This window comes from Campylobacter sp. BCW_6464 (genome assembly GCF_001762775.1).
Lineage (GTDB): Bacteria > Campylobacterota > Campylobacteria > Campylobacterales > Campylobacteraceae > Campylobacter_D > Campylobacter_D jejuni.
Map to the genome: position 1 here is coordinate 80,538 of NZ_MJXM01000046.1, position 24,096 is coordinate 104,633.

A 24,096-nucleotide genomic window follows, 5' to 3' on the forward strand; every position below is an offset into this window, starting at 1 on the left:
TTTTATCCTTATTATCTAAATGTAATCATATTGTTTTGTTGTAAAAAATCTTGGTTTAATTGTTGTTGCGGTTGTTGTGATAGAATCTTATTTAATGGCACTCTTTGCTCTTGAGAAGCTAAAATATTTCCACCATTTATAAAATCTTTTATCATAGCTTTTTCATTTTCTAGTTTTTTATGCATATTACTATAATATTTTTCTATATTATCTCTATCCTTTAAATACCTTTCTGTTTTCCAAATATCCATATATTCTTTTTTTAAGGCATCATTTTTTACTCTATATAGTATTTCTACTGCTTTTTCAATATCATGTTTAGCATACTTATCAAAGAAGTAAAAACTATCTGTTTTAACCAATTCTTCTAATCTATGCCTATCTTCATTGCTCATCCTGCCACTTGTGATATTAACTAGTGCTAAATTTATTTCAGCTTTTAGCTTATCTGCGAATTCTTGTTTTAAGTTTTTACTATTACTAAAAGGAGTATTTCTTAATTTTTGATTTACGGTATCTCCAAATCCATAAATATCATTTAAATTTATATTTTGCGTTTTAGTGGTTTTTGCAAAATGATACAAATCCCCGCCATTACTTTCTTTGCTAAAAACATCTCTCATTGTTTGCGGTTCACTTAAATTACCATTAGCATCTATACTAAAGCCTGAATTATTATTAGTTTTATTAGTAACTATATTACTATTTTTACCAGTTAAATAATCTAAATATTTTTGATTATAATCTTTATCTTCTTTATATTTAGCCCAATTTAAAGCATTATCTTGAACTTGTCTTTGTCTTTCAAGGTCAAATTTTTGCAAGGCTAAAGCATTATTAAATTCATTTTGCAAAAGCTGATTATTTTGCATAGCCTGATTAAATTCCATTTGTTGCTTTCTTAAATCTTGCTCTTGCTGAAACTCATTAGCTTTAACTTTATCATCAAAACTTTTGCTCATGATGTCATATAAGACACCACCGACTTTTCCTGCGTTTTGTATAACGCCTGTATCAGGATTAAATACTACTCTTTGTGGGTTATAAAATGCCATTTTGTTTCCTTTATTCTTTCTTTTAAAATAAAGGATTTAAGGAAGTTTGTGTATAATTTTAAAAGGGTGCAACGCCAAAGGGTCGCCACCCTTTAGCGTTAATTTACCGCCCAGTTGGGAGGTGATTAAATTGCTAACCAAAATTATAGTTATAATTATACTACTTTGTATAATTATAGTCAAGGCTTATTAATACTTGATTTCCCCTTTTTTAAGGGGAGCTATAATTTCCCTTTGGCTTCCTTAAATCCAAATCTATTTAATTACTCCAAACACTTTGAAGTTTATTTTCCATATTCTTTCTTCTATTTAATTCTTCATTAGCTAGATACTTATTGAAGTTATAAGCATCTTTTTGTAACTCATAATTCTTTTGTGCCATCTTTTGCTGATTATAAGCACCATATAAAGCACCAGCACCGCCTAAAACATTTCCTAATCTATCAAAATTAGTTACTTTATTTGCATCAGAACTTTTAAATAACCAATCTCCAAAATTACTAAAAGAATTTTTTAATCCATTTAAAAAACCACTGCTGCTACTTGCTAAATTTGGAGTAAAATTGCTTGTTTTCATCAAAGTATCTGCAAAGCTAGAGCCTAGTCCTGTACCACCTTTTAAAGCTGTTATAAAATCCATAATTTCTCCTTTATACTAAACTTAATAATTCTTTGCCTAGATCTATCTCGCTAACTTCGCCTTTTTTTAACTTATCGTTAAAATCACTAGTTCTTACATTATTATTTGCACTTGATAAATCTTCAGCTTTTTTGGCATTATTTGATTTTCCGACCAAATTAAGCAAGGTTTTCCAGCTGTCAATATTACCTTCGCCTAAACCATTTAATTTTGTTGCAAGTTCTGCCATAGCCTTTAAATCCGCATCAGGATAGGCTTTTCTTAACTCGCTTTCTACTTGTGCGTATTTAGCGATTAGTGCATCTTGCTCTTCTTTGTCTTTTTGCTTTTTATCAAGCTCTTCAAGCCTTTTTAATTTCTCATCAAGTCCATCAAGTCCTAATTCTTTTAAATACTGCTCTCTTTGTAATTCTTGTTCGCTTGGCTCTTTTTTTGGATTTTTTAAAACTTCAAGCTCACTCATTAAAGCATTTAATTTGTTGTCATTTTCACTTTTATAAGCTTCAAACATCGCCTTATAATCAGGCTCGTTCTCATTATCAACCTGCATAGGTTCATTATCTTCTACTTGCGTAGGTTCATCGCCATTATTAGCAACTTGTCCTTTATCATCATCTGTTATGACATTTATTAAATCTTTTAAAGCATCATTTTCCATCTTCTTCATCCTTTATTTTATTGATTATTATGTCTAAAAAAGCCATAGTATCTAAAGCTTTTAACCTTAACTCTTTCTCATCATTATTTTTTGCTATATAAAAACATTCACTATATTTTGCTTTGATAAAATCTATTAATTTCTTTCCTCCTTTGGTTTTAGATATATCGCTTTTAATTTCAATATTAAGCATTAGCTTCTCCTTGCATTTGTGGATTAATATCTTCATTGTTTTCAAAAGCAAATAAACTATTTACATTCTTTACACCTAAAATTGGTAATAATTCTTTAGTAAGTTCTTTGCTAGCATTTATAATCCCATAAGCAGAATTTGCATCGCCTATGCTCATATACATTTGATATAATTGTGAAAAAACTTGCATACTAGCTTGAATTCCTGCGCGTCTAATTTCTTTATTCATGGCACCTGTGCCGGTTTGAATTTTAAATCTAAAACTAGGTATATCCTCTCTTTGAAAACCATTAAAAAAACTATCTTCTCCATACTTAAAAACAAGCATTGCAAATCTATCAAATAAAGGCTCTATAAAAGTTTCGTTATACTGTCTTATATAGTCAGCACTTCTTCTTCCGCCTTCTTGTGCTTTTATGCTAATTTCTGTTGCTGTTTCATTTTGTGCAGTTTGAGCTCCATTGTTTTGTGGACTAACTCCTGTAACTTCTGTGAGTTCGCTTTCTAAAAGCTGTAAATTCATTCCCGCACTATTTACATTTGGTGGTGGTAATATTTGCACACCCTTTGGATCGTCTGTATATATTGGTTTTCCTAAGGTTTCTATATCTTCTCTGCTTACTCCCATTGATTTTGGCATCATTATTTTAGGCATGATATGAGTTCTTACTGCATCTATTAAAAGATTTCTAGTTATATTAATTTCATCTTGCAAAGGCATAGCAGAAGCCATTATAGGCTCGCCATAAGCACTTACATAGTTTTCGTTATCTATCTTTTTAAGTTGTGGTAGCATTGAACCCCAGATAAAAGGCTGTCCATCTTGCAAAGTAACTTCATTTCTAAGTAAATTATTTTCAAATAAGGTAGAAACCACCCACTCATCATCGTTTTTTCTTTCATAAATATCATAAAGCTTTACTTTTTTATACTCATCATCTTCATCAAAAAGCTTTTTAATTTCAATTTTTTTATAAAAACCTAGCTTTTGTCTTTCATGGATTTGATTATAGGTTAGGTAAATTTCATTGACTATATATCCTACATCCTCGCTATTTAACGCATTTGGATCAAAGAATATACTATCAATATCTACTCTTTCAATGCGTGGCATTCCCTTATGCCAAGTAACCTTAGCTATACTTGTTCCCACAAGTAAAACATCTAAGAAAAGCGGTTGAAAAATCTTAAACATATTGATTTTACCACTATAAAAATCAATTGCATTCTGCCATAGCTCTATAATCGTATCATCGCTATTAATGTAAGTTTCAATATCTGCCATTCTCTCACTATTAAAATATACATCATTTAAGCTAGTGATTAAATACTTTACCTTAGCGTTTATTTTTGGTATGTAAATACTTGATTTATTTCTTTTTCTCAATTTTTGCATTACCTTATTTTCAAGCAAATAAGCATCTTGCAACTCTTTAAAGTGTGGTTTGTAATTTTCATATCCACTTTTACTTTCGCTAATGAGTTGTGTTAAAAACGACACTCTCTCATCATTAGTTCTTTTTGTTTTCATTCATAATTCTCCATATTGTTGTTTTGCTTAAATTTGTTATTTTTAAAATATCTTTTTCATTCACTCCTTTTTCAAATAAAAACTCCGCAAATTCTCTTTTAAATTTCTTTTTAGAAATATTATTAAACCCTGATACAAGCTCTAAAAATTCATTTGCAAGACTTGACTTTATAGCCTCATCGCTTAAATTTGAAAGCTTTTTTATTTTGTTTACATCAATTGCATCATAGATCATTAAAAACTCACCAGCCATCATAACTCCAATCTTCATTAGTATTGTTTCTGCTGTATAGTTTTTCAAAAAAAGTTAATGCCACCGCATCGCTAACATCAGGACTTTTATCATAGTTCTTTTTTAATTGTTCTTTTGAAACTATCTTTAAAAGCCCCTTGTCGCTATACTCATATTCAATCATTCTCATATCTTTTTTTAATTCTTCATCTTTAACAAGCTCCATGTGTTTTAAGTTTTTAGCAAATGTAAAATACATTTGCGCTCTTTTATTTAAGTATTCATTACTGGTTGCAGAATTTGCAGAATTTGCCTCAAATACAGGCAAACCATAATTTAACAAGACATCGTATACGCCAACGCCAAGACCGCAAGTATCTATAAAAATACCTTTTGGTTTATCTTCGCTTTGATTGTATTCGGCTAGTATTTTGTTTGCTAATTCTATAGTTCCAAGTTGTGAGTATTTTTTAATCTCATAAATTACAAAACCTTTTCTTTTTGCTAAAGCACTCTTATCATCTCCATATCTTGCTACATCAAGCCCCCAAATATTCTCGCCTTGCATTTTTTCAATGCTAAAAGAGTTCTTGCTCATCGCATTTTCAATTTCACTTAGAGAAAATAATTCAGCACTCGAGCTATCTATAAACTCGCCATAAATTTCTTGCTTGACAACTTCACTACCTTCTCCGCCTACTTCTTCAATTAATTCTTTAATTTGCTCTTCTTTTAAAAATGGATTATCATAACTTGAGAATTGAAAATGTTTCCAATTTTTATCGCTGAGTTCTTTTCTGCAAAGTTCATAAAATAGATTTTTTCCTTTAGGAACTCCACCGATAATCGCTCTTGATTTAGGATTATCAAGCAACATAGGGCGTATGGCGTTATACCAAAGATATTCTCCTTTGCTGCCTTTTAAAATAATTCCTGCTTCGTTTAAAATAACAAGGTCATATCCAAAACCTTCGATATTTTCACTTCTTTCAGCACTTCTCATATGAAGCACTGCTCCATTAATAATTAGTTTCTTATCTTGCACACTCCATGAGTAAAAATCTTTTGGCAAGTTTTTTAACTCAGGTGTAAAATATAACTCGTAATAATTTTGTAAATTTGCTTGTATGGTATCCACCCATAAAACATTTTGTCCTAAAAGCAAGTTTTCGATAACAAACTTAGCACTTCCCCTTGTAAAACCAAGTCTTCTGCCCTTTGCTACAGTTATAAAGCGTGGATTTTTATCATCAAAAACTTTAAGTTGTGCCGGAGTGTAAGAAAAATCGATTTTTAATTTCATTTGATTTCACTTCTTATAATTTCAATTTTTTGAACGTTATCGCTGACAACTTCTTGTTTATCCACATATCCATGTTGATTTTTTAGCAAGAACATACTAACGCTAGGAGTATAAGTGCCGATTAAGGAATGGTTTAAAATATCCATTTCACATTTTTGCTTAGCTTGAGATACAATTTCTCCAAAATCCTTATCCTTCTCCCACTCGCCTAAAGTTTGTATTGTAATTCCTAAATACACAGCTAATCCCACTTTTGTTTTAGGTGCAAAAATAATACTCTCCTTAGTTTCTTTTAAGACAACTCTTTCATTAAAATAACTCTCTATTTTTGAAACAAGCTCTTCTTTTGTCATACTTTTGCCATTTGTCATCATTCTAGCCATCAAGCCACCCCTTCTTTAAAATTAAATTCTTTGATTTCTAAGTCTAAAAAAGATTTTTTAAAACTAATAATCTCATAATCGCCTTTTAAAACATTCTTATCGTTTTCAAATAACGCATCTAACACGCATTTTACGATATTGTCCCCATCGCCATGCCTTTTGCTGTTAAATCCTATTTTTAAAGAAAACTCATATTTCTTTTGCTTATCAAAGGCTTGAAAACAGCTAATATTATTTTGTCTTCTAAACTCCATTTGCAAGAGTTTTTTAAAATCTAAATATTTAAGATAATCTTTACATGCAAATTTAGATCTTTGCGTGGTTCTTTTATAAGGAACTGGGTTGCTTTTTAAATCAATTTTTAAAATATACTTTTCCATTTCAGACTTTCTTAAATTTAGCTTATATTTTTAAAAGCCATTTTGACTTTTACTTTCTTTTGAAATTCTTCTTGATTCTCCTTAAAAAATTTTTTCTGCACCTTCTTAAAGTTATTATATTCTTCTTCATGGCTTAAAGATGTATATCCTTTTATCTTATAAGAAGTATTTATATATATATCTTTTCCTATGCGCTCTTGATTTTTAAATATAAAATCTATTAAAGCGTGTTTAAATTCGTTATTTTTTAGCATTTCTCCATCTTCGTAGGTTAATTCTCCAAAATTATTTAGACAAACCAACATATTAATTGATTCTGCTAATCGTTTAAAAAGGTTGCCCTGTCCATCATAACAAACATATGAGTATTTAAAATCACTTTCAAGCAATCTAAAAAATGGACTATTTTTATATTTATTTTTTAACCATTCTAAAAAAATTTCTTTGTCTTCAAAACGCTTTTTAAACTCGATTTCAGCTCTTTTGCAAACTCTTCTTAATTTCTCATAGGTTGTCCCTACGATATTCTCTCTTTCTAAAGTTTCGAAATAAAAATCTAAGAAAGCATGAATATCCTTAACGCTTTTGAGATATCTACCTACAATATCAGTTGCCTGAGCCTTATTAATTTCCAATAAGTCCATTAAAATTTGTATTTTTTCTTGCATTTTTTACTCCTTAAAAGCATCCTAAGATCTTGTCTTTGTTTTCATCTTTCATTCCGTAATACTCCATCAAGCTATCAACCACACTAGGATTGGCTTCTTTTTTTCTGTTAAAACGCTGATTTTTTCTTGCTTCATTTTCTTTAGCATATTTAAGCCAAGTATAAAGACTTCCTGCCACACTTGACATTCTTTTTCCATTTCTTTTCCACTCTCTAGCATCCCAATAACCTATAAAATCATTAGCCAACTCTTCGCCAAAGTTTGTGCCATTTTTCTCATTAAAAGCTATTATTTGCCCCATAAGCTCATTAGCATTTGGGACTTTAAATTCTTTTTTTGCCATTTTTTCACATTCCTTTTCATCAAGTTTTAAAAAGCTCACTACAAAAGAGGCGTTTTGATTAAAAACGCGTTCTTTCTTTTCTTGATTATTTTTTAAATTTTCTAAATTCTCTTTTTTTATAAATTTATTATTATTAATATTTATATTATTTATAAATTTATTATCGCGTGCGTGCGTGTGTGTTTCTATATATAGGGATTTTTGATTTTTTTCGTTTTCAGTGGTTAATTTTCTGTCGATTGATGAAGCATTATTTTTAAGAGTTTTGCTTAGCTTTTCATCACTGTTTTTAAGCAAAGATAAAGATTTGTTAAAATGCTTTTTGACTTGATAATTTTCATCTTTTAAAATCCACTCATAAAAATTTAAAGATCCATTTCTAACCTTTTTAATTTCTAAAAGCCTAAGCTCGATTAATTCTTTTTTGGCAATTCTTAATCTATTTAAACTCATTCTTTGATTATTTTTAACTTTTATAAACTCTCTTAGATAGATTTCACTTACAATCGTTTTTTCACTAAGCTTTGCTAATTGAATATACAATGCCAGAGCATCAACACTAAGCCCACCATAAGCTATAGTGTTTGATAATTTCAAATAGCCTTTTCTTTCTCTCAATCTTTTTCGCCCGATAGCCACATCAAAGCTAGCTATAAAACTTGGTATCACCAACCCTCCTTTATGTTATAATTTAAATTAAAAAGGTTTTTTATGTTTAATTCTTTCTTATCCGAAATGCTAAAAACCGCCACTTTAGAAAATTTAGTATATTTTTTGATAGGTGTTTTATTTGGTTTAAGTATCCGTCCTTTGTTTCTATATTTGACTAAAAAACAAAAACTAAAAAGAGTTTGTATTAAAGATATGAAGCTAGAAAACGATTTGACAAAAAGACTATATCCTAACTTAGGATATAAATTAGTTACAAAAAAAACTCCTTTTGAAATGGTTTTTAAAAAAGATAAATTTAAATACATTATTTGTCCTTACTACCGTGATAAAAAATGCGTTTTAGATAATGATAAATGCAAGATATTAAAATCCCAGCCGAAATACCAGCCACTAGAAACAGTCTAAAATGCAACATCATCAAAGTAAAAATAAATAATCCTATAATCTCAATCAATCTCTCAAGCATTTCATTCCTTAATCCGTTTTAAAAAGTCCTTTGCTATAATTTTTTTACACCAAATCAAGAAAGGACTTATCAAAATGGATGACAAAGATTTAAACTTGTTAAAAAACATCCCTTATCTTATGGAAAAAATCGAAGAGTTAGAAAACAGGATAAAACAACTAGAACAAGCTGCACAACCTAAACCATACTCTACCCAAACTCCAAATTACTTAGGAGAAATCTAAGTCTTATCAAGGCTTAGAATATCCTTTTTACCTAGTTCTCTATAGTATTTTTCAAATTTTAAAAAATGAGCAATCCTATCCGTAATAAGCTCATTAATACTATTAAATCCGCCATCATTTGCCACACTTTGTAAAAGTTCAAAATACTCATCAGGCATCTTAACCTTTAGCTCAATCATTTTCATTCTCTATCCTTTCTTTTTCTCCTAAAAATTTAAGCAATTTATTCCTATTATTTTTACCCCAAATATTTGGAGGTATTTGATGTTTTTCCCAAAGTTCCCCAGCTATTTGAACTTTAATTCCTATTCTAGAGCTCAAAATACTTCCAACACCATCTTTACTATAATAAGAGAGTAGTATTTTTTTCAATTTTTTTCTATTCATATTCTTACAATTCCTAAAAATATTTTTAAAAATGTAGCATAACTACTATAAAATTAAGTTTAAAAAATATGTAAATATACTACATATATTTTTTTAAATAGTCGATGTATAATTACTACAATTAATAAGGTGGATAAAAAATGGAAAAAAATAAAACATTTTATAAGCTTGATAAAGAATATTTATCACAAATTTTAAAAGAAAAAAAAATAAGCAGAGCAAAATTTGCACAGATGCTTTCAGAAAATGGATATGAAATCACTTTAGATGGAATAACTTATTGGTATAGAAGTGAAAACAATCAACCTGAAGATTACAAAAATATTATAACTATGGCAAAAGTTTTAGAAGTACCAGTTAGTAAACTTGCTCCAGTAAATGATAGTATAAAATCTTTTTTACAAGATGATAATCAAATAAATTTCAGATATTTTCCAGATATTTATGCAAGTGCAGGACTTGGAACCTCATCTCAAAGTGAAGAAGTTAAAATAGTTTCCGTTGATGAAAATTTTCTAAAAGAAATTTTAGATATACCTATAAAGAAGAGTTATGATATTATAAAAATTAATGGCGATAGCATGGAACCTATTTTATCTAATGGAGATTTTATTATTATAGATAGAAGCAAAAATTCACTTCAAACTATTTCAAATGCAGATATTGTTATTTTTAGAAAAAACGATGATTTATTTTGTAAAAAAATTAAAAAAGAACCTTTTGCAGATTATATTTTTTTAGTTTCTGAAAATAAAAAATATGAAGATAAAAAAGTAGATAATAGCGAATTTGAACAATGTGAGATCTTAGGTGCTGTAGTATCAAAAATGGCGATTGAAACCTTTAAAAATTTTATAGAAGTGGTGGGATGATGAATATAAAATCATAAGCTTGTTTGTGATAAATTTTAATTTTCATTTTACTTAAAGATTATATTTAAAAAATAATTAGTATAATATTAAATATTTTTTAGGAGGTAGAGTATGCTTAATAAAGTTTTAAAAACTTCTATATGTGCTATGACTATACTTATGTCAGCAAATACATTAAATGCTGATTATAATGCAAAATTACCTATGGAAGTAAAAGAAAATATCCAACCTTCAAAAGCTATTAAAATGGGAAATTATACTAAATTATGCAATGAAGTTATAGAGTTAAATGAGTTTGCTTTTTATGCTAGTTTATATAATCAAAATTATTTTTTAACACTTGAAGGAAAAAATAAAATACAAGAAAAGCAAAAAATAAGAAAAATTATTAAACAATTAAATAAAACAATTGCAACTTCTAAAAAAAGAATGAATGATAAAAATTTTACAAGATTTGAAGATGCTGATTTAAAAGTGTACTATTCATCTTTAGCAACAAAAAATATATTAGAAACCATATTAGATGAAGATTTTATAAAAGTTACAGGTGGTTTTGACACTTCATTATTTAAAGAAGATTTTGATATTATTGAATATGGAAAAGGTATAGAAGCGGTATATAAAAATATTACCGATGGAGAAAAACAAAAATTTGCACTTATTAGAGAAAGAGCTAAGGAGTATGAGTGCCTATTCCAGATTTAAATAGTAAAATAATTAGATTTTTAAAGGATACTTATAAAAATGAAACATATATTTATGGAGTTTTTGGCATTTATCTTAAAAAACATCTCTCAAGCTTAGATGAAAACTCAAGCATTGAAGATATATGCGACATTGTAGGAAGTATTGACAAGAATAAACTAAATGATTTGTATGCAGTCGTTAAACCACAAGAAGACTCTACTAAATTTCCAAAAAGCATAAAAAGTAGAATTTTTAAACTCATATGCCAAGAAGTTAATATAACAGAAAATGAAATGAAAGCTTTTTTAGAATACCACAAAACCAACTACAATAGAAATTGAATTATAAAAAAACACTAAAGAAATATGCGGATAAATATTTAAACTACAACCTCTCAATACCCCATCAGCCTTTTATATCCATCGCAACCAAGTTGATAACCACCATCACAAGCTAAACCATAATATTTTTTTGCTTGTTTAAAATTTATCCTTACACCTTTTCCATTCTCATAAAGTCCACCAACAACTCCACAACTCACGCTATCTTTGTATTTATCACATAAAAGTTTTAAATTTAAAAAAGCTCGTTTTATAGTATCTGGTTTTATTAAAAGTGCAGTATTTTTTTTACAGGCACAAGGCATGTCTATTGCATCAGATTGTAATTTATCATTATAATACAAAGGACACGCATAAGCCCGATTAATTTCAAAATCACTCATCTCTTTTAGTAGTTTTAGCCCCTCTATAGTTTTTGTATCATTGGTTTCACTCAAAACAAAATCTATCAATTCTGACGCTTTTTTCCAACTATCTAAAGCTATCAAGCGATTAATTTCTTTATACTTTTTATCTTTGTCTATATCAAGAGTTAAACCAACATAAGTCATTATTGTAATCAAATTAAATATATTGCTCTCAATTTTAAAATTTCCATCTATAGCAAAATTATTATAAATATACAAACAAGCTTCTTTATTCTTTTTATCATAGCAATCACTAAAAGATTTTTTGTATAGTTTTTCTTCTGAATAACCTAAATTTTTATTTTCATACGCATTTGTATATTTATTTATATATATAGACATTTCGATTTCTTTTTCTTTGCATACATCTATCCCAAAGGCGTAAATATATATAAATAAAGCTAGTATTATTCTCAAATTTTAATCCTTCCAATTTTCTAAAAATATTTTTAAAGATTTTTTTTGATTTTTCATCTTCCTATTAAGAAATTATACCAAAAAAATATTTTTAAAAAATGTAGGAATACTACTATTATTTAAGCATAGTTTAAGTGTAGTAATACTACAATTATTTCAACAAAACAAAAAGGATAAAAAATGCTAGAGATTAAATTAGATTTAAGACCTGATTTAAAAAAAATGCTAGAAATAGCCTTTGAAAGAAATTATTCAAAAAGTTACGCTTCTTTGGAAGAGTTTTTAGCTAATGTTCTTCATAATGCAGTTAAAAACTTAATCACCAAAGAAGCGTTTGAAAACAAAGGATTTGTTATTTCTCTCAAAGATTAGGAGTTTCGTTTAAAACTTGAAAATCTTTGTCATCTAGTCTTTTTTCAAGAGTTGCGACTTTACTTTCTAGCTCGCTAACTCTTAAAAGAAGATTATTAAGTTGAGCTTTTAAGCTTTGTATTTCGTCCATTACATCACCTTCCTAGAGTGAAAGTGATTATAATTAAAAAAAGGATAAAAAATGAGTTTTACAGATTTTTACTTTGATAGAGAAGAAAAAAGAATTTCTAACCAAACAAAAGAATTAGTTACAAATGAGTTTGAAAGCAAAGAGAATTTAGAAAATATATTTGCAAACTTGCAAGATTTTAAAAACTCTTTGGAAATAAGCTTAGAAGATGATGAAGAAATAGCAATATCCTTACAGGCTTATGGAGATGAATTTATAAGAAATGCTTATGAGCTTTTAGATAGAGTTAGAAAATTCGAAAAACACTGCAAAAAGCTTTTTTAAAAGTTTAACAAGTCCTTTAAAAAAGGGCTTTCTTAAGCTTTTGACCGCTTGGAAATTAAGCTTAATTGCTAATGTTCTTTTCTTTGCTTTACTCTTACCCACGAAGTGGGACGGGGGCTTTAGCAAAGCGGTTTTAAACGAATTTATTTCGGATAAAACAATAGCAATAACATAGCGGAAGGGTTAGCAAGTTATCCATAAACTTGGCTCGTTATTATTGTTTATAGTGCTATTTTTAAGGTTTTCTTGCACTTTAAAAACGACAGAAAATCAAGAGTTTAAGAAATATTTTGTATAATTATAAAGTTTAAGTTGCTAACTTGTCTCGGTGTTGAGAAAGGAGGCTAAAATGATTGAAAAATTAATAACTATTTTAATTCTAATTTTACAATTAGTTTTAGAGCTATTAAGACTTTACAATTAAATAGCCACACTTTTATAAAACACAGACAAATTTTAACCAAATCCGCTTAGCATAAACTTAAACGATTATACAATGCCGAGACTTGCGGATTTACTCGGCTTTATCAAAAATAAAAATAAATTTGATAAAATAACATTGTTTAAGTGGCTAATTTCTCTTGGTGGGGAAGGAGCTGTTTTTGATGATAGAGAAGTTTTTAAAAATTGCTTTTTTATTGTTAGAAATAGTAAAAAAGTTGATTGAAATAATCAATCAACTAAACTAAAAAACCACTAAAATTATAGAATAGCCTTGCTTAGCCTATACTTAAACAATACTCACGCCAAGAGAGCAAGGCTCTTGGCTTTTCTTAAGCTCCTTTAATGCTTAAATGGGGCAACTTTACTACTTGAGAATTTACCTTTTTGTTTTATTTCTACTATTTTAAAGAACTCAGTTGTCCCTTTTAAGCATTAATCTAAAAGGAGAAAAAATGAAAGCTTATCACACGAAAGAACAAGTCATCATAAAACTAAGTAAAGATGAATATAGAAAAGAAATGAAATTAAATAAGTATTTAAAAGATGAAAATAAATCTTTAAAAACTAAAATTTCTAATCTTGAAAATGAAAAAATAGAACTTTTAAAAGAGTTAAAAGACCAAATAGAAGCAAATATGAAAAATATAAAAGAAATTAGCTCTTTGCAAAATAAAATTTATGAGCTTCTTTATGCAAAAGAAAGGTCGAAACTATGTTCTTAAATAGTAAAAAAAATGAAAAAATAAGATATTTAGAAAAAGAAATTCAAAGGCTAAAAGGTGTAATAGCATTAAAAGATACTGCTATAAATGAAATTTCATTGAAGCTAGAAGAAGAAATTAAAATCAATGTAAAACTTAGTAATTTTCGTATAAAAATACTTGATGCTTTAGGGCTTATAGGCGTTTTTAAAAATGATGATAAAGCTATTAAAGAAGTAAAAAGATTAAAGGATAAAGAATTATGAAAAGACAAACAAAACCGCTAAGTATAAGAATTCCATTAGAATTAAAAGAAGAGTTGCAAAAAATAGCAGATAAAGAATACCGCCCTTTAGCAACTCAAATAGTTAAAATTTTAAGCGATTATGTTAAAAACTACCAAGGAAAATATCCAGGGTAATCTTCTCTATTTGTAAGATTGAATTTTCGTTCATAATCTTTTATATAATCTTCAATGATTTTTCTTATTTGCAGGGCCATAGGGCGATACTCAAGTTCGCATATAAAAGCAAGCTTTTCTTTTGTCAAGGTATCAAGTCTTACTGATATTATTTCGGATTTATTATTTTTTTGATTTTCTTCCATTAATTTACCTTTTTTTGTAATTTATTGTAATTTTACAAAAAAAAGTTTTTTTTGTAAAGCATACATTGTATTACTTGACAATACAAAAATAATTTTATATAATTTTGTAATTCTTAAGAATACAAAAAATTACAAAAGGATACCAATGAGTCAAGAAGAAAAGTTTTTAGAATGTTTAACAAAAGCAACTAAAGGTAAAAAAGATTTGACTAATTTTGAAGTATTGGAATTTGCTTTCAGTATATTTTGTTGCCTTGATAATTATATTCAAAATAACAAGGCTAGAGATAAAAAAATTTTAAAATTATTAAAAGGAGATGAAAAATGAATTTAGAACTTTTTAAAAAAGATGAAAATAAAGAAATAAGCTTAACTTCTTTGGAAATAGCAGAACTTACAGGAAAAGAACATTTTCATGTTATAAGAGATATAGAAACTTACTTAGAAAAAGTGGTTGAAGGGGGTATATCCAAATTTGGAGACACCTACCAAAACACACAAAATAAACAATCTTACAAGTGTTACCGCTTACCAAAAAGAGAAGTATTGATTTTAGTGAGTGGATATAGTGTTGAGCTAAGAGCAAAGATAATCGATAGATTAGAATACTTAGAAAATGAGCTTAAAAAACAAAGTTATAAACCGCTTTCATTAAAAGAAAGTTTGCAAATGCAATTAGAACTTTTAGAGAGAAATGAAAAGCTTCAAATTGAAAATGTAAATTTAAAAAATGAAGCCAAAGAAAACGCACCACTTATTCACTTTGCAAATCGTATAAAAGATACTAATGATGCTATTTTAATAAGAGATTTCGCAAAAATACTTTATGAAAAAAATAAAATTGAAATCGGAGAAAAAAGACTTTTTGCTTTTTTAAGGGATAATGGCTTTTTAATGAGTGATAACAAACCTTATCAAAAATGCATAGAGCAAGGGCTTTTTAAAGTAAGTGAAACAACTATCAGCACAATAAATGGAGATAGATTAGTAAGCACAACGAAAATCACAGGCAAAGGACAAATTAAAATCGCAAATTTATTATTAGAAGGAATTAATCATGCAGTATAAAATAATCGACTTAGAACAAGGTAGCCATGAATGGTTAAATTTTAGAAAAGGAAAAATAGGTGCATCGATGGTAGCATCTTGCGTAGGTATCAAAGGTGCTTTTAATTCCAAAGAAGAAGCAAAAGATATCATCTTGGGACTTAAAGAAGTTTATCAAAATGAAACTATGAAAAAAGGCAATAACTATGAAGCTTTGATTAGAGCTAGAGTTGAGTTTTTACATTCTGTGAGTATCACTCCTGTAGTTTTGCAAAGTCTAGAAAATGAAATGTTTATAGCAAGTTTAGATGGTATTGATGAAAATGGGGTTGTTTATGAGTTTAAATATTCGCAAGATGAGTATGATTTTATCAAAAGAAATAAAAAGCCAAGTGATAAATACTACGCTCAAGTGCAATTTCAACTCTATATCAGTGGTAAAGAAAAATGCATTTTTGTAGCCATGAATAAAGAAGAAGAGATTGTAGAGTGCGAAGTTTCAAAAGATGAAGCTTATCAAGAATGGTTGGTTAAAAATATAAAGCAATTTATATTAGATTATATCATAGATCAAAAAAGTGAATATAAAGAGCTTGAAGATACTAAAGCAAAAAATCTAACGATTGAAATTATAAGGCTTGAAAACACGATTAAACCTATTAAAGAAAAGCTAGAAAGTCTTAAAAAAGAACTCATAGCCTTAGCAAATGGAGAAAAAGCAAGATGTTTGGATATTACAATTTATCCGCAAAGTAGAACTACAATTGATTATAAGGGCTTTTTAGAGCAAAAAAATATTACTGTGCCTAAAGAGTTTTATAAAGAAAGTATTTCAATGTGTTTAAAAATCAAAAAAGGAGCATAAAATGAGTAATGAAGTTGTATTAAAAGAAGAAAATAAATTAGAAATAAATTTTAATCCTTATGAGTTGGCTTTGGTAAAAGGTGATTTATCAAAACTTAGTGATGTAGAACGAGCGAGTTATGTTAAAAATCTTTGTGAAAGTTTAAGCTTAAACATGCTTACAAAGCCTTTTGAATATATAGTATTAAATGGCAAACTTACTTTATATGCAAATAAATCAGCAACAGATCAGCTAAGACAAATAAGAAAAGTAAGTATTACAAAAACAGAAGTGGCACAAGTTGGCGATATTTATATGGTTACAGCCTACGCAGCAACACCAGATGGAAGAACTGATTGCGATACAGGTGCTTTAAATATTAAAAATTTAGGTGGCGATAATTTAGCAAACGCAATAATGAAAGCTATCACAAAAGCAAAAAGGCGTGTAACCTTAAGTATTTGCGGACTTGGAATGCTTGATGAAAGTGAATTAGAAACAATAAAGGAAAAGCGATTTTTAAATCCAAATGAAGATTTAAAAGTTTGGGGTAGTGATGAAAAAATAGCTTTAGAAAATAAAGCAAAAGAGATAAAAGCTTTAGGTGCTGAACTTAGAAAATTTATGAGTGATAATGGTTTAAACACCCAAGAGCAAAACAATTTTATAAAAAAACATTCTTTATTTACAAGTGAAAAAATACAAGAAGTTCTAAGTAATAAAGATGAATTTTTAACACAATTAAAAGGAGGATTATAATGTTACCAGCATTTAAGGCAAGTTTTGAAGTGGCAAATTATTCGCCAAGCGTAGAGTATTTAAGTGAAGGTGGGCTTTATAGCGGAGTTTTCCGCAAAGCCTTTTTATATGATAAATTGGCAAGCGATGGAAGCAATAATACTTTTATTTGTTTTGAATTTTTAACCAGAAAAGAGCAAAAACTAGCTATTTTTAATCTTTTTGTAGCTAAAAATAACGATTTTAGCTATATCAATAAAAATGGAGAAAAAGAAAATTATTTAGGATTTAGACAATTAAATGCTATTATGAAATTCTTTGGAATTGATGAACTTGATTTTAGCGAAAAGGGAAATGAGAATGTTTTTGGGGTGCAGACTGAAGTTATTTATCTAAATTCTTTAGTTAATAAACTTTTAGTTTTAGGTTTTGGAACAGAAGAATATTTAAGTAAAAATGGAGAACTTGCTAACAAAATCTTTCTTGATAGAATTTTTAATGAAAAAATGCAAAGCATGGATGAGTTTCAAAATAATAAAGAGCCTTTATCTATAAAATCTTTTAAAGCAAGGCATAAATCTTTAAATAACGACAATAATAAATCATTTATTCCAAAAGAAAATCAAAGCTATAATCCTTATGGAAATGAAGTAAAAAACAATAACAATGAAAAATATATCGAAATAGGAGATGATGATGATGAAAGTTTGCCGTTCTAATTATCTTGAAATTGTAAAAATCGTTCCATTTAGCGAGAGGAGAAGTTGCTTTTGTCATTTTTTAAGAAGCAATGGGATTGCAATTGAAAAAATAAATTATAAAAATCACATAAGTAAAAAAGAACTCAGAAAGGCTTACAAAATTTACAAAAGTAAGCCAAGCGGAAGAAATTACTTTCATGAAAAAAAGCTTATTATTAAAGCTTTTGAAGATGTTGAAAAATTTTTAAGGAATAAAAATGAAACTAAAAGACTTTGATTTTAGAATTTGGGATAATACTGAAAAGAGATATCTTAATGAAATAGAACTTCATAAATATGACAAATCTCCTGTAGAAGCAGGAGCCACATTTACTGAAACTGACAGAATTAATGAAGTAGAGTTTGTAAAGAATAAGAATGATTTAGAGATAGAGTTATTTACAGGCTACTATGATTACAAAGGTAATAAAATCTATATAGGAGATATTATAGAATGCTTAGTATTTACTAATGAAAAAAATTCAGAAATATTTTATGAAATTATTTGTTTTGATATGGAGTTGGGATTGTGTTCTAAATTATCTAATGGAGATGGTGGGTACTTATTTGACCTTCGTAGACATAAAAATAATAAAACAATTGAAGATGTATATGTCGTAGGCAATATACACGAAAATAAAGAATTATTGAAAGGATGAAGATGAAAATAATTAAATATGGAAATGATGAAGGAATTGTGTTCGACAATGGCAACTCATTGTGGGACACTTATAGTCAAAGTTGTTGTGAATACAATTACGCAAAGTGGGATCAATTAGAACCATCAGCGTTAAATTATGACTTTGATGAAGAAAGTTTTCAACTGGTGCCAAATGATTATGGTTTCAGATTTGGAGATAAAAACAGAACATTCTTTATTCCTTGTTACTCGGAACAAAATGGAGAGTATAGTTATAGGATAACAATAATATATGAAGACAAATCTGGGAAAACTTTAAAAGAAATAAACACTGAATGCGAGGGAGCTGAGGAGTAAAAATGAAACTAAATTTATATAACGACCATTTTCAAAATTTTAAAAGATATAATATACCAAAAGCACAGCTTGTAATAGCTGATATTCCTTATAATCTAAGAAACAATGCTTATGCTTCATCTCCTGAATGGTATATAAATGGGGATAATAAAAATGGAGAAAGCAAAAAAGCAAACAAGGCATTTTTTGATACAGATAATGATTTTAGAGTTAGCGAATTTATGCACTTTTGCTCAAAAATGCTTATAAAAGAACCTAAAGAATGCGGTAAAAGTCCTTGCATGATTGTTTTTTGCTCTTTTGAACAACAAGTAATGTTAATTGAAGTAGCTAAAAAATATGGCTTTAATCATTATATAAATTTGGTTTTTAGAAAACAAAGCTCATCTCAAGTTTTAAAAGCAAATATGAAAATAGTTGGAAATTGTGAATATGCTTTAATCTTATATCGTGAAAAACTTCCAAAATTTAACAATGATGGAAAGATGATTTATAACTGCATGGATTGGCAAAAAGATGAAGGTATTCCTAAAGTACATCCCACACAAAAGCCTATTAAATTGCTAGAAAGATTAATCACTATTTTTACAGATGCAGGTGATGTTGTTATAGATCCATGCGCTGGAAGCGGAAGCACTCTTTTAGCAGCTACAAATTTAAACCGCAAAGCTTATGGCTTTGAGATTAAAAAAGACTTTTTTAAAAGTGCTAATGAAATTATGTTTAAACATATAGAAAGAAGTCTATTTGCTTAAGTAAAATTTTGATAAAATAATAAAAGAATAATTATTAATAAAGAAAGAAATACATGTCAGAACAAACTTATGAGTTAAGATTTGAATATTTTAATGAAGAAAATGCTACATTATTTTTCCAAAAAATTACAGATTTTTTACTAAGTATTGATAAGTTGAATAATTCATTAGTATCTGTTTTTGGTATAGAAATTGATATAAATATTCAAATTAAATCTATAGAAAAAGGCTCTATAAGAATATGGATTGCTGAAAAACTTAACAAAATAAGCGATGATGATATAAAACATTATATTAGCAATCCGAGAGAATTACTTGCTGATTTGCTTATAAAATCTAAAAAAATGATTTTAGAGAAAATACAAGATAAAAAATGCCAAGATATTCCAAAAGAATATAAAAACATTATAGAAAAAAGCGACTTAAAAGATTTTGGATACAACAATAATGAAACCAATCTATTAACCTGTGTATCAGATCTAACACATAAAGCAAAGGAGTTTAAACATAAACCTATGATAATATTTGAAGAAAAAGTATATGGAATAAGTGAAACATTTGATTATAACCCAAAAACAGCTGATGGAGTTAAGGAGCAAATAAGTAAAATGCAAGGTGCGTTTATAATAAAAAAGCCAGATTTAACCGGAGAAAGTAAATGGGAAATTATTAACGACAAGGTTATAAAAGTTAAAATCAATGATGAAAATTTTAAAAACAAACTCAAAGACAGAAGTATAAAACTATCTTACGGGGATAAGATAAAAGGCGTTTTAATTTCTAAAACCTATATTAGCAAAGATTTGGAAGTTTTAGAAAATGAATATTTTTTAGAAGATATCAAAGGCATTATTGAGCCAAGTTATACACAAGAAAAAAGTTTATTTAAATAAAGGAGAATTAATGCAAAACTTAGAAAAATATAGAAAAGAAATATTTAAAAATGAAACTTCAGCAGGTGATGAAGGTGTTATAGCAGAAAGTATAGATATAGTAAATGATAAGTTTGGACTCAATCAAGAACAAATGCTACAAGCCCTTAACTTTTTATATAGTATAAAAGATAGTTTTTTAGGAAGAACAAAAAAAGAACCATCGGATAATATAGTAAATGAATTATCTTCTAAGATTATAAAGTATCTAAGACCAACATTGATTGTGTCAGAAAAAGAATTCAAAAAAGAAATTGACGAATTTTTATTGGACTATGGCTTAAAAATCCATATACAGGAAACAAACCCTTATGAAAAAATATATAGTATATATAAAGAATGGCAATTAGAAGATAATGATAATTTGTTTTTTAATCGAAAATCTGTAGGTATGTGGATAGAATGGTTTAAAGATAGCTATAAATATATATTTGATTTACATTTTTCTTCAGTAGAAAAAGAAAGCAGAGGTAGCAATCTTATACAATTAAAGGTTAGTGACAAATTAAAAAATGAATTGCAAAAAAAAGCAGATGAAGTAGGTGTTCCACTTACAACATATATTTATCATTTATTGATAGAAAGGATAGAGAAAATTTAAAATAGACTTTTTGATAAATTTATCAAAAAGTATTTTATTTTAATATTATAATACTTTATATAAATACTTTAAAATATTTAAGCAATTTATAAATATTAATTTATTATACTTTTGTAGATTAAAACAATACAGGAGTATATCAAATGCAAATACAGAAAATTCAAATCTACAATGATAAAACAATAGGTGCTGAAATAAATTCGGCTAATGCAAGAGAAATATTCCAATTTTTAAATTCAGAGCAAGAATATGCGAACTGGATTAAAAATCGTATAAGTCACTACGACTTCATTGAAAACCAAGACTATATAATAGAACTTGTTTATACAAAAGGTCGCCCTCGCAAAGAATACTATGTAACCTTAAATATGGCAAAAGAGCTTTGCATGGTTGAGAATAACGAAAAGGGAAGACAAGCGAGGCGTTATTTTATAGACTGCGAAAAACGCCTTAAAAACCTTGAAGCTGAACAGATGCAAAAACTAGCTTTTAGACAGAGCTTAGGTTATAAATCACAGCTTAAACAACAAAAGGAACATTATGAAAACAAAATTAAAGCCCTTAAATACGACTTAGAAAATAAAAAGGAGCTAAGCTTTAAAAGAAAACTTAGCAAGGAAGAATTACTAGAACTTAGAAAAATCTTAGCCAAGGATTATGATATGCTTTGCATAAAAGAGTGGGAAATGAGTTTAGTTGCAGAAAAAATAGGCAAAAATTTAGTGTTTGAAGCTGTTTTAAATAAGCTTGAAAAAGAGCTTATTTATTGGAAAAATTATGATGAATACGAAGAAAAATGGAGAAAGATGCTAAGGAGTTAAAATGGGAATTTTAAAAAGACTTGATGAAACTATCATTATCGAAGATGATAGGAAAAGTGAAAAAGAATTAGTTGAGTATTGTATTTTAGAAGGGATTTCTTTAAATAATGCAAACTTGGAAAATATAAATTTAAGTGGATTAGATTTTAATAATGCATTTATAAATGGAGCTAGTTTTAAAAATTCTAATTTAAATGATATTTCAAGCAAAAATACATCTTTTATAGATTGTGATTTCAGCGGTGCAAGTTTTAATTTTTGTAATTTCTTAAGAACAGAATTTGAAAATTGTATATTTGAAAATGTAGATCTTAGGGATTGTGTAGGCGATATGAAAAATATCTTTAGTGTTGTCGTTGATACATATGTTATGACTTTTACAAAAACTATGATGAATTTAGGGTGTGATACTAAAACAATAAAAGAATGGCGTAATTTAAGCGTTGATGATTTAGAAGATGAAGAACAGAAATGGCTTTGGAATTATTACAAGGATACTATTTTTGAAATTATAGATAAAAGATTAGGAGTTGAAAATGGTTAAAAAATATTTTAGAGAAAAAGAATTGAGCGAATATTTAGGAGTTAGTATAACATCATTATTTAAGTTAAGACAAGATGGTAAAATACCTTACATTCGCATAGGAAAATCCATAAGATATGAAATAAAAGAAATAGAAAAATGGCTTAAAGCTAAAAGACATTAAAAGCAAAACTCACAAAGAGAGTTTAAGTAATTTCCATACCATTGCATAAGTTTTACTCTTAAATCAATTGCCTTGGCTCTGTTGTAAGCCCTTTCTATTTCATTACCGCTTATATGATGTAATATCATTTCTGCTATATCTTTACTAATACCTTGCTGAATTAACTCATTGCTTTTATTAGTATAAACACTTCTAAAAGTAGAACGATATCCATGTATAGTGTGCTCTAAATTATAAAATTTAAAAAATCTTACAGCAAAATTCTCGCTAATAGTTCCATTATTATTAGCGAAAATATACTTTTTATCTCCATTTAAAATTCTTTGTATATCTAGTATCTTTAAAGCATATTTATTTAAAGGAATAATATTATCACCATTAGTTCTTACTTTCATTTCATCTGCTTTTATAATCCAAAGATTGTTTTCAAAGTCAATATCACTCCATTTAGCAAATCGAATATTTTTACTTCTTTGTGCTGTTAAAAGCGTAAAATAAATTGCATTAATTATAGTTGTATTTGTCCGTGGATGATTTTTATATTCTTTCATACATTCTAACATATTTTTTATTTCTTGTTCTTCTACTATAGCTTTAAAATGTTTAACTTTATTGTGATTTGCTTCATTGTAAAATTTCTTTAAATCTTTCAATTGAAGTATTATATCTGTTTTTAAGTCACCTCTTTGTCTACTAATCTCAAATATCCTACATAGCAAAGATATATTTTTATTTATTGTTTCGTATATTCCTTTTTTCTGCATTAAATCATAAATAGGTAGAAAATCATCTTTTTTCAATTCATTTATATCTTTTTGTCCCAAAGTTGGAATAATATATTTTTTAAAAATTGACTGTTCTTTTTTGATTGTAGCTGAATTTAATTTTTTAGATTTTATATCAACATAAAGAAAATTTGCTTTTTCAAGTGTCATAACCTTATCATTTTTGCCGATAAATTTTCCATCATACATTGATTTTAAAAGATCTTTTGCTTTTTCTCTTGCATTTGTAACATTTAAAACACCTTTTTGGCATTCCCCTATTGTTATAAAATTTTTAAATTTTGAAGCTCTTAAATAAAAAACTTTTTTACCTGTTGGATTAACTCGGACATATAATTCTTTTGGTTCTCCTACGCTAATCATATACCTTTTATCTTTTATTTCTAAATTGTCTATATCTTTTTGAGTTAGCATTAAAAAAACCTTTTTTAGTATTTTTGTAGCCAGAATTAGCTTTTTTACTTTGGCTACATAAATGGCTACAAAATTATAAGAAAAAATAGAAAAAATTTCAATCATAATGAAAAATTTTAATGTAGAAAAGTTGTTAAAATAGTGTATTTTGCATCTTAATATTACTTAATGAATTACTACTTGGTGTCCACGGCGAGATTCGAACTCACGGCCTCAAAATTAGGAATTTTGCGCTCTATCCTGCTGAGCTACGAGGACAGAAAGCGGGAAAAATCCCG

General features: G+C 27.7%; 42 protein-coding genes and 1 tRNA gene. 25 read left to right on the forward strand and 18 right to left on the reverse strand.

Annotated features, from left to right (window positions below; genetic code table 11):
* Positions 1-11 precede the first annotated feature (11 nt).
* The 11 genes from AJ885_RS10655 to AJ885_RS04810 form a co-directional block, all read right to left on the reverse strand.
* Positions 12-1,055, reverse strand: coding sequence for a hypothetical protein (locus AJ885_RS10655; RefSeq protein ID WP_070280827.1), 1,044 nt, complete (start codon positions 1,053-1,055; stop codon positions 12-14).
* 259 nt (positions 1,056-1,314) lie between these two features.
* The gene (locus tag AJ885_RS04765) at positions 1,315-1,695 is read right to left on the reverse strand and encodes a hypothetical protein (RefSeq protein ID WP_070280830.1); all 381 of its coding nucleotides are present in this window, start codon (positions 1,693-1,695) and stop codon (positions 1,315-1,317) included.
* Positions 1,696-1,705: 10 nt separating this feature from the next.
* A complete protein-coding gene (locus tag AJ885_RS04770) occupies positions 1,706-2,353 on the reverse strand; it encodes a hypothetical protein (protein ID WP_070280832.1) in 648 nt (215 codons plus the stop codon).
* Positions 2,343-2,546 carry a hypothetical protein gene (locus AJ885_RS04775; protein ID WP_000931940.1) on the reverse strand — a complete coding sequence of 68 codons (204 nt, stop codon included), beginning with the start codon at positions 2,544-2,546 and terminating at the stop codon, positions 2,343-2,345. The genes AJ885_RS04770 and AJ885_RS04775 overlap by 11 nt, the downstream gene beginning before the upstream one ends.
* On the reverse strand, positions 2,539-4,077 hold the full coding sequence (locus tag AJ885_RS04780; protein WP_002826750.1) for a hypothetical protein: 1,539 nt from the start codon (positions 4,075-4,077) through the stop codon (positions 2,539-2,541). The genes AJ885_RS04775 and AJ885_RS04780 overlap by 8 nt, the downstream gene beginning before the upstream one ends.
* Entirely contained in the window at positions 4,058-4,330 is a 273-nt protein-coding gene (locus tag AJ885_RS04785) for a hypothetical protein (protein WP_002781524.1), read from the reverse strand. The genes AJ885_RS04780 and AJ885_RS04785 overlap by 20 nt, the downstream gene beginning before the upstream one ends.
* Positions 4,320-5,612: a terminase gene (locus tag AJ885_RS04790; protein WP_002873346.1), complete on the reverse strand. Its 1,293-nt coding sequence runs from the start codon at positions 5,610-5,612 to the stop codon at positions 4,320-4,322. The genes AJ885_RS04785 and AJ885_RS04790 overlap by 11 nt, the downstream gene beginning before the upstream one ends.
* Positions 5,609-5,995 carry a terminase small subunit gene (locus tag AJ885_RS04795; RefSeq protein ID WP_002861661.1) on the reverse strand — a complete coding sequence of 129 codons (387 nt, stop codon included), beginning with the start codon at positions 5,993-5,995 and terminating at the stop codon, positions 5,609-5,611. Before AJ885_RS04795 ends, AJ885_RS04790 begins: the two co-directional genes overlap by 4 nt.
* Positions 5,995-6,375, reverse strand: a complete 381-nt coding sequence (locus tag AJ885_RS04800; RefSeq protein ID WP_002788333.1) for a hypothetical protein — start codon at positions 6,373-6,375, stop codon at positions 5,995-5,997. Before AJ885_RS04800 ends, AJ885_RS04795 begins: the two co-directional genes overlap by 1 nt.
* A gap of 17 nt (positions 6,376-6,392) precedes the next feature.
* Entirely contained in the window at positions 6,393-7,043 is a 651-nt protein-coding gene (locus AJ885_RS04805) for a hypothetical protein (RefSeq protein WP_070210050.1), read from the reverse strand.
* A gap of 10 nt (positions 7,044-7,053) precedes the next feature.
* Positions 7,054-8,055 carry a hypothetical protein gene (locus AJ885_RS04810; RefSeq protein WP_070280834.1) on the reverse strand — a complete coding sequence of 334 codons (1,002 nt, stop codon included), beginning with the start codon at positions 8,053-8,055 and terminating at the stop codon, positions 7,054-7,056.
* Positions 8,056-8,097: 42 nt separating this feature from the next.
* Here AJ885_RS04810 and AJ885_RS10140 point away from each other — a divergent pair, with 42 nt between their 5' ends.
* Together AJ885_RS10140 and AJ885_RS10465 are read left to right on the forward strand one after the other, a co-directional pair.
* Positions 8,098-8,463 (forward strand): hypothetical protein, encoded by a 366-nt coding sequence (locus AJ885_RS10140; protein WP_002784008.1) that lies wholly within the window; start codon positions 8,098-8,100, stop codon positions 8,461-8,463.
* Positions 8,464-8,598: 135 nt separating this feature from the next.
* Complete coding sequence (locus AJ885_RS10465; protein ID WP_002785586.1) at positions 8,599-8,748, forward strand: hypothetical protein; 150 nt, start codon at positions 8,599-8,601, stop codon at positions 8,746-8,748.
* On the opposite strand, the gene AJ885_RS04820 is transcribed toward AJ885_RS10465, so the two are convergent.
* On the reverse strand, positions 8,745-8,933 hold the full coding sequence (locus AJ885_RS04820) for a hypothetical protein (protein WP_002784000.1): 189 nt from the start codon (positions 8,931-8,933) through the stop codon (positions 8,745-8,747). The two genes, AJ885_RS10465 and AJ885_RS04820, sit on opposite strands and share 4 nt — an antisense overlap.
* Positions 8,920-9,135: a hypothetical protein gene (locus tag AJ885_RS04825; RefSeq protein WP_002795974.1), complete on the reverse strand. Its 216-nt coding sequence runs from the start codon at positions 9,133-9,135 to the stop codon at positions 8,920-8,922. Before AJ885_RS04825 ends, AJ885_RS04820 begins: the two co-directional genes overlap by 14 nt.
* 140 nt (positions 9,136-9,275) lie before the next feature.
* On the opposite strand from AJ885_RS04825, the gene AJ885_RS04830 reads away from it, so the two are divergent.
* The 3 genes from AJ885_RS04830 to AJ885_RS04840 all read left to right on the forward strand — a co-directional run bounded on the left by AJ885_RS04830 (position 9,276) and on the right by AJ885_RS04840 (position 11,035).
* The gene (locus tag AJ885_RS04830) at positions 9,276-10,007 is read left to right on the forward strand and encodes a helix-turn-helix transcriptional regulator (protein WP_070280836.1); all 732 of its coding nucleotides are present in this window, start codon (positions 9,276-9,278) and stop codon (positions 10,005-10,007) included.
* Between the two features lie 111 nt (positions 10,008-10,118).
* Complete coding sequence (locus tag AJ885_RS04835) at positions 10,119-10,712, forward strand: hypothetical protein (RefSeq protein ID WP_070280838.1); 594 nt, start codon at positions 10,119-10,121, stop codon at positions 10,710-10,712.
* The gene (locus AJ885_RS04840; protein ID WP_038401091.1) at positions 10,694-11,035 is read left to right on the forward strand and encodes a hypothetical protein; all 342 of its coding nucleotides are present in this window, start codon (positions 10,694-10,696) and stop codon (positions 11,033-11,035) included. Before AJ885_RS04835 ends, AJ885_RS04840 begins: the two co-directional genes overlap by 19 nt.
* 53 nt (positions 11,036-11,088) lie before the next feature.
* Here AJ885_RS04840 and AJ885_RS04845 read toward each other — a convergent pair whose 3' ends face one another.
* Positions 11,089-11,859, reverse strand: coding sequence for an SEL1-like repeat protein (locus AJ885_RS04845; protein ID WP_070280840.1), 771 nt, complete (start codon positions 11,857-11,859; stop codon positions 11,089-11,091).
* 180 nt (positions 11,860-12,039) lie between these two features.
* On the opposite strand from AJ885_RS04845, the gene AJ885_RS04850 reads away from it, so the two are divergent.
* A complete protein-coding gene (locus tag AJ885_RS04850; protein ID WP_070275116.1) occupies positions 12,040-12,231 on the forward strand; it encodes a hypothetical protein in 192 nt (63 codons plus the stop codon).
* On the opposite strand, the gene AJ885_RS10470 is transcribed toward AJ885_RS04850, so the two are convergent.
* Positions 12,221-12,361 (reverse strand): hypothetical protein, encoded by a 141-nt coding sequence (locus AJ885_RS10470; protein WP_002881938.1) that lies wholly within the window; start codon positions 12,359-12,361, stop codon positions 12,221-12,223. The genes AJ885_RS04850 and AJ885_RS10470 overlap by 11 nt on opposite strands.
* A 51-nt stretch (positions 12,362-12,412) precedes the next feature.
* Between AJ885_RS10470 and AJ885_RS04855 the strand changes: the two genes are divergently transcribed.
* From AJ885_RS04855 to AJ885_RS10480, 5 genes are all read left to right on the forward strand, one after another.
* A complete protein-coding gene (locus AJ885_RS04855) occupies positions 12,413-12,685 on the forward strand; it encodes a hypothetical protein (RefSeq protein WP_070280842.1) in 273 nt (90 codons plus the stop codon).
* A gap of 496 nt (positions 12,686-13,181) precedes the next feature.
* Positions 13,182-13,352: a hypothetical protein gene (locus tag AJ885_RS10475; protein WP_002786775.1), complete on the forward strand. Its 171-nt coding sequence runs from the start codon at positions 13,182-13,184 to the stop codon at positions 13,350-13,352.
* Between the two features lie 229 nt (positions 13,353-13,581).
* A complete protein-coding gene (locus tag AJ885_RS04860) occupies positions 13,582-13,851 on the forward strand; it encodes a hypothetical protein (protein ID WP_070280844.1) in 270 nt (89 codons plus the stop codon).
* A complete protein-coding gene (locus AJ885_RS04865; RefSeq protein ID WP_002795984.1) occupies positions 13,842-14,096 on the forward strand; it encodes a hypothetical protein in 255 nt (84 codons plus the stop codon). Before AJ885_RS04860 ends, AJ885_RS04865 begins: the two co-directional genes overlap by 10 nt.
* Positions 14,093-14,251 carry a hypothetical protein gene (locus tag AJ885_RS10480; RefSeq protein ID WP_002900946.1) on the forward strand — a complete coding sequence of 53 codons (159 nt, stop codon included), beginning with the start codon at positions 14,093-14,095 and terminating at the stop codon, positions 14,249-14,251. The genes AJ885_RS04865 and AJ885_RS10480 overlap by 4 nt, the downstream gene beginning before the upstream one ends.
* Here AJ885_RS10480 and AJ885_RS04870 read toward each other — a convergent pair.
* Complete coding sequence (locus AJ885_RS04870; RefSeq protein ID WP_002861647.1) at positions 14,227-14,436, reverse strand: hypothetical protein; 210 nt, start codon at positions 14,434-14,436, stop codon at positions 14,227-14,229. The genes AJ885_RS10480 and AJ885_RS04870 overlap by 25 nt on opposite strands.
* Positions 14,437-14,581: 145 nt before the next feature.
* Between AJ885_RS04870 and AJ885_RS04875 the strand changes: the two genes are divergently transcribed.
* The 14 genes from AJ885_RS04875 (at position 14,582) to AJ885_RS04940 (ending at position 22,619) form a co-directional block, all read left to right on the forward strand.
* Positions 14,582-14,764: a hypothetical protein gene (locus AJ885_RS04875; protein WP_002900944.1), complete on the forward strand. Its 183-nt coding sequence runs from the start codon at positions 14,582-14,584 to the stop codon at positions 14,762-14,764.
* Positions 14,761-15,504, forward strand: coding sequence for a phage regulatory protein/antirepressor Ant (locus AJ885_RS04880; protein WP_070280846.1), 744 nt, complete (start codon positions 14,761-14,763; stop codon positions 15,502-15,504). The genes AJ885_RS04875 and AJ885_RS04880 overlap by 4 nt, the downstream gene beginning before the upstream one ends.
* Complete coding sequence (locus AJ885_RS04885; protein ID WP_070280848.1) at positions 15,494-16,348, forward strand: lambda-exonuclease family protein; 855 nt, start codon at positions 15,494-15,496, stop codon at positions 16,346-16,348. Before AJ885_RS04880 ends, AJ885_RS04885 begins: the two co-directional genes overlap by 11 nt.
* Position 16,349: 1 nt before the next feature.
* Positions 16,350-17,087, forward strand: a complete 738-nt coding sequence (locus AJ885_RS04890; RefSeq protein ID WP_002873576.1) for a hypothetical protein — start codon at positions 16,350-16,352, stop codon at positions 17,085-17,087.
* Complete coding sequence (locus AJ885_RS04895; RefSeq protein WP_052773603.1) at positions 17,087-17,785, forward strand: hypothetical protein; 699 nt, start codon at positions 17,087-17,089, stop codon at positions 17,783-17,785. Before AJ885_RS04890 ends, AJ885_RS04895 begins: the two co-directional genes overlap by 1 nt.
* Entirely contained in the window at positions 17,766-18,044 is a 279-nt protein-coding gene (locus AJ885_RS04900; RefSeq protein ID WP_002874351.1) for a hypothetical protein, read from the forward strand. Before AJ885_RS04895 ends, AJ885_RS04900 begins: the two co-directional genes overlap by 20 nt.
* Positions 18,025-18,465 (forward strand): YopX family protein, encoded by a 441-nt coding sequence (locus AJ885_RS04905; protein WP_002801610.1) that lies wholly within the window; start codon positions 18,025-18,027, stop codon positions 18,463-18,465. The genes AJ885_RS04900 and AJ885_RS04905 overlap by 20 nt, the downstream gene beginning before the upstream one ends.
* A 2-nt stretch (positions 18,466-18,467) precedes the next feature.
* Positions 18,468-18,803, forward strand: coding sequence for a hypothetical protein (locus tag AJ885_RS04910; protein ID WP_070280850.1), 336 nt, complete (start codon positions 18,468-18,470; stop codon positions 18,801-18,803).
* 2 nt (positions 18,804-18,805) lie between these two features.
* Entirely contained in the window at positions 18,806-19,558 is a 753-nt protein-coding gene (locus AJ885_RS04915) for a DNA-methyltransferase (protein ID WP_052819867.1), read from the forward strand.
* 53 nt (positions 19,559-19,611) lie between these two features.
* Positions 19,612-20,451, forward strand: coding sequence for a hypothetical protein (locus AJ885_RS04920; protein ID WP_002861640.1), 840 nt, complete (start codon positions 19,612-19,614; stop codon positions 20,449-20,451).
* Between the two features lie 10 nt (positions 20,452-20,461).
* Positions 20,462-21,091: a hypothetical protein gene (locus AJ885_RS10660; RefSeq protein ID WP_079860278.1), complete on the forward strand. Its 630-nt coding sequence runs from the start codon at positions 20,462-20,464 to the stop codon at positions 21,089-21,091.
* Between the two features lie 143 nt (positions 21,092-21,234).
* On the forward strand, positions 21,235-21,912 hold the full coding sequence (locus AJ885_RS04930) for an antA/AntB antirepressor family protein (RefSeq protein ID WP_070280851.1): 678 nt from the start codon (positions 21,235-21,237) through the stop codon (positions 21,910-21,912).
* A 1-nt stretch (position 21,913) separates the two neighbouring features.
* Positions 21,914-22,456: a pentapeptide repeat-containing protein gene (locus AJ885_RS04935; protein WP_070280853.1), complete on the forward strand. Its 543-nt coding sequence runs from the start codon at positions 21,914-21,916 to the stop codon at positions 22,454-22,456.
* Entirely contained in the window at positions 22,449-22,619 is a 171-nt protein-coding gene (locus AJ885_RS04940) for a helix-turn-helix transcriptional regulator (RefSeq protein WP_002864902.1), read from the forward strand. Before AJ885_RS04935 ends, AJ885_RS04940 begins: the two co-directional genes overlap by 8 nt.
* Here AJ885_RS04940 and AJ885_RS04945 read toward each other — a convergent pair.
* Both AJ885_RS04945 and AJ885_RS04950 read right to left on the reverse strand, forming a co-directional pair.
* On the reverse strand, positions 22,616-23,818 hold the full coding sequence (locus tag AJ885_RS04945; protein ID WP_044778815.1) for a tyrosine-type recombinase/integrase: 1,203 nt from the start codon (positions 23,816-23,818) through the stop codon (positions 22,616-22,618). The two genes, AJ885_RS04940 and AJ885_RS04945, sit on opposite strands and share 4 nt — an antisense overlap.
* Positions 23,819-23,999: 181 nt before the next feature.
* A tRNA-Arg gene (locus tag AJ885_RS04950) sits at positions 24,000-24,076 on the reverse strand.
* Between the last annotated feature and the right edge of the window lie 20 nt (positions 24,077-24,096).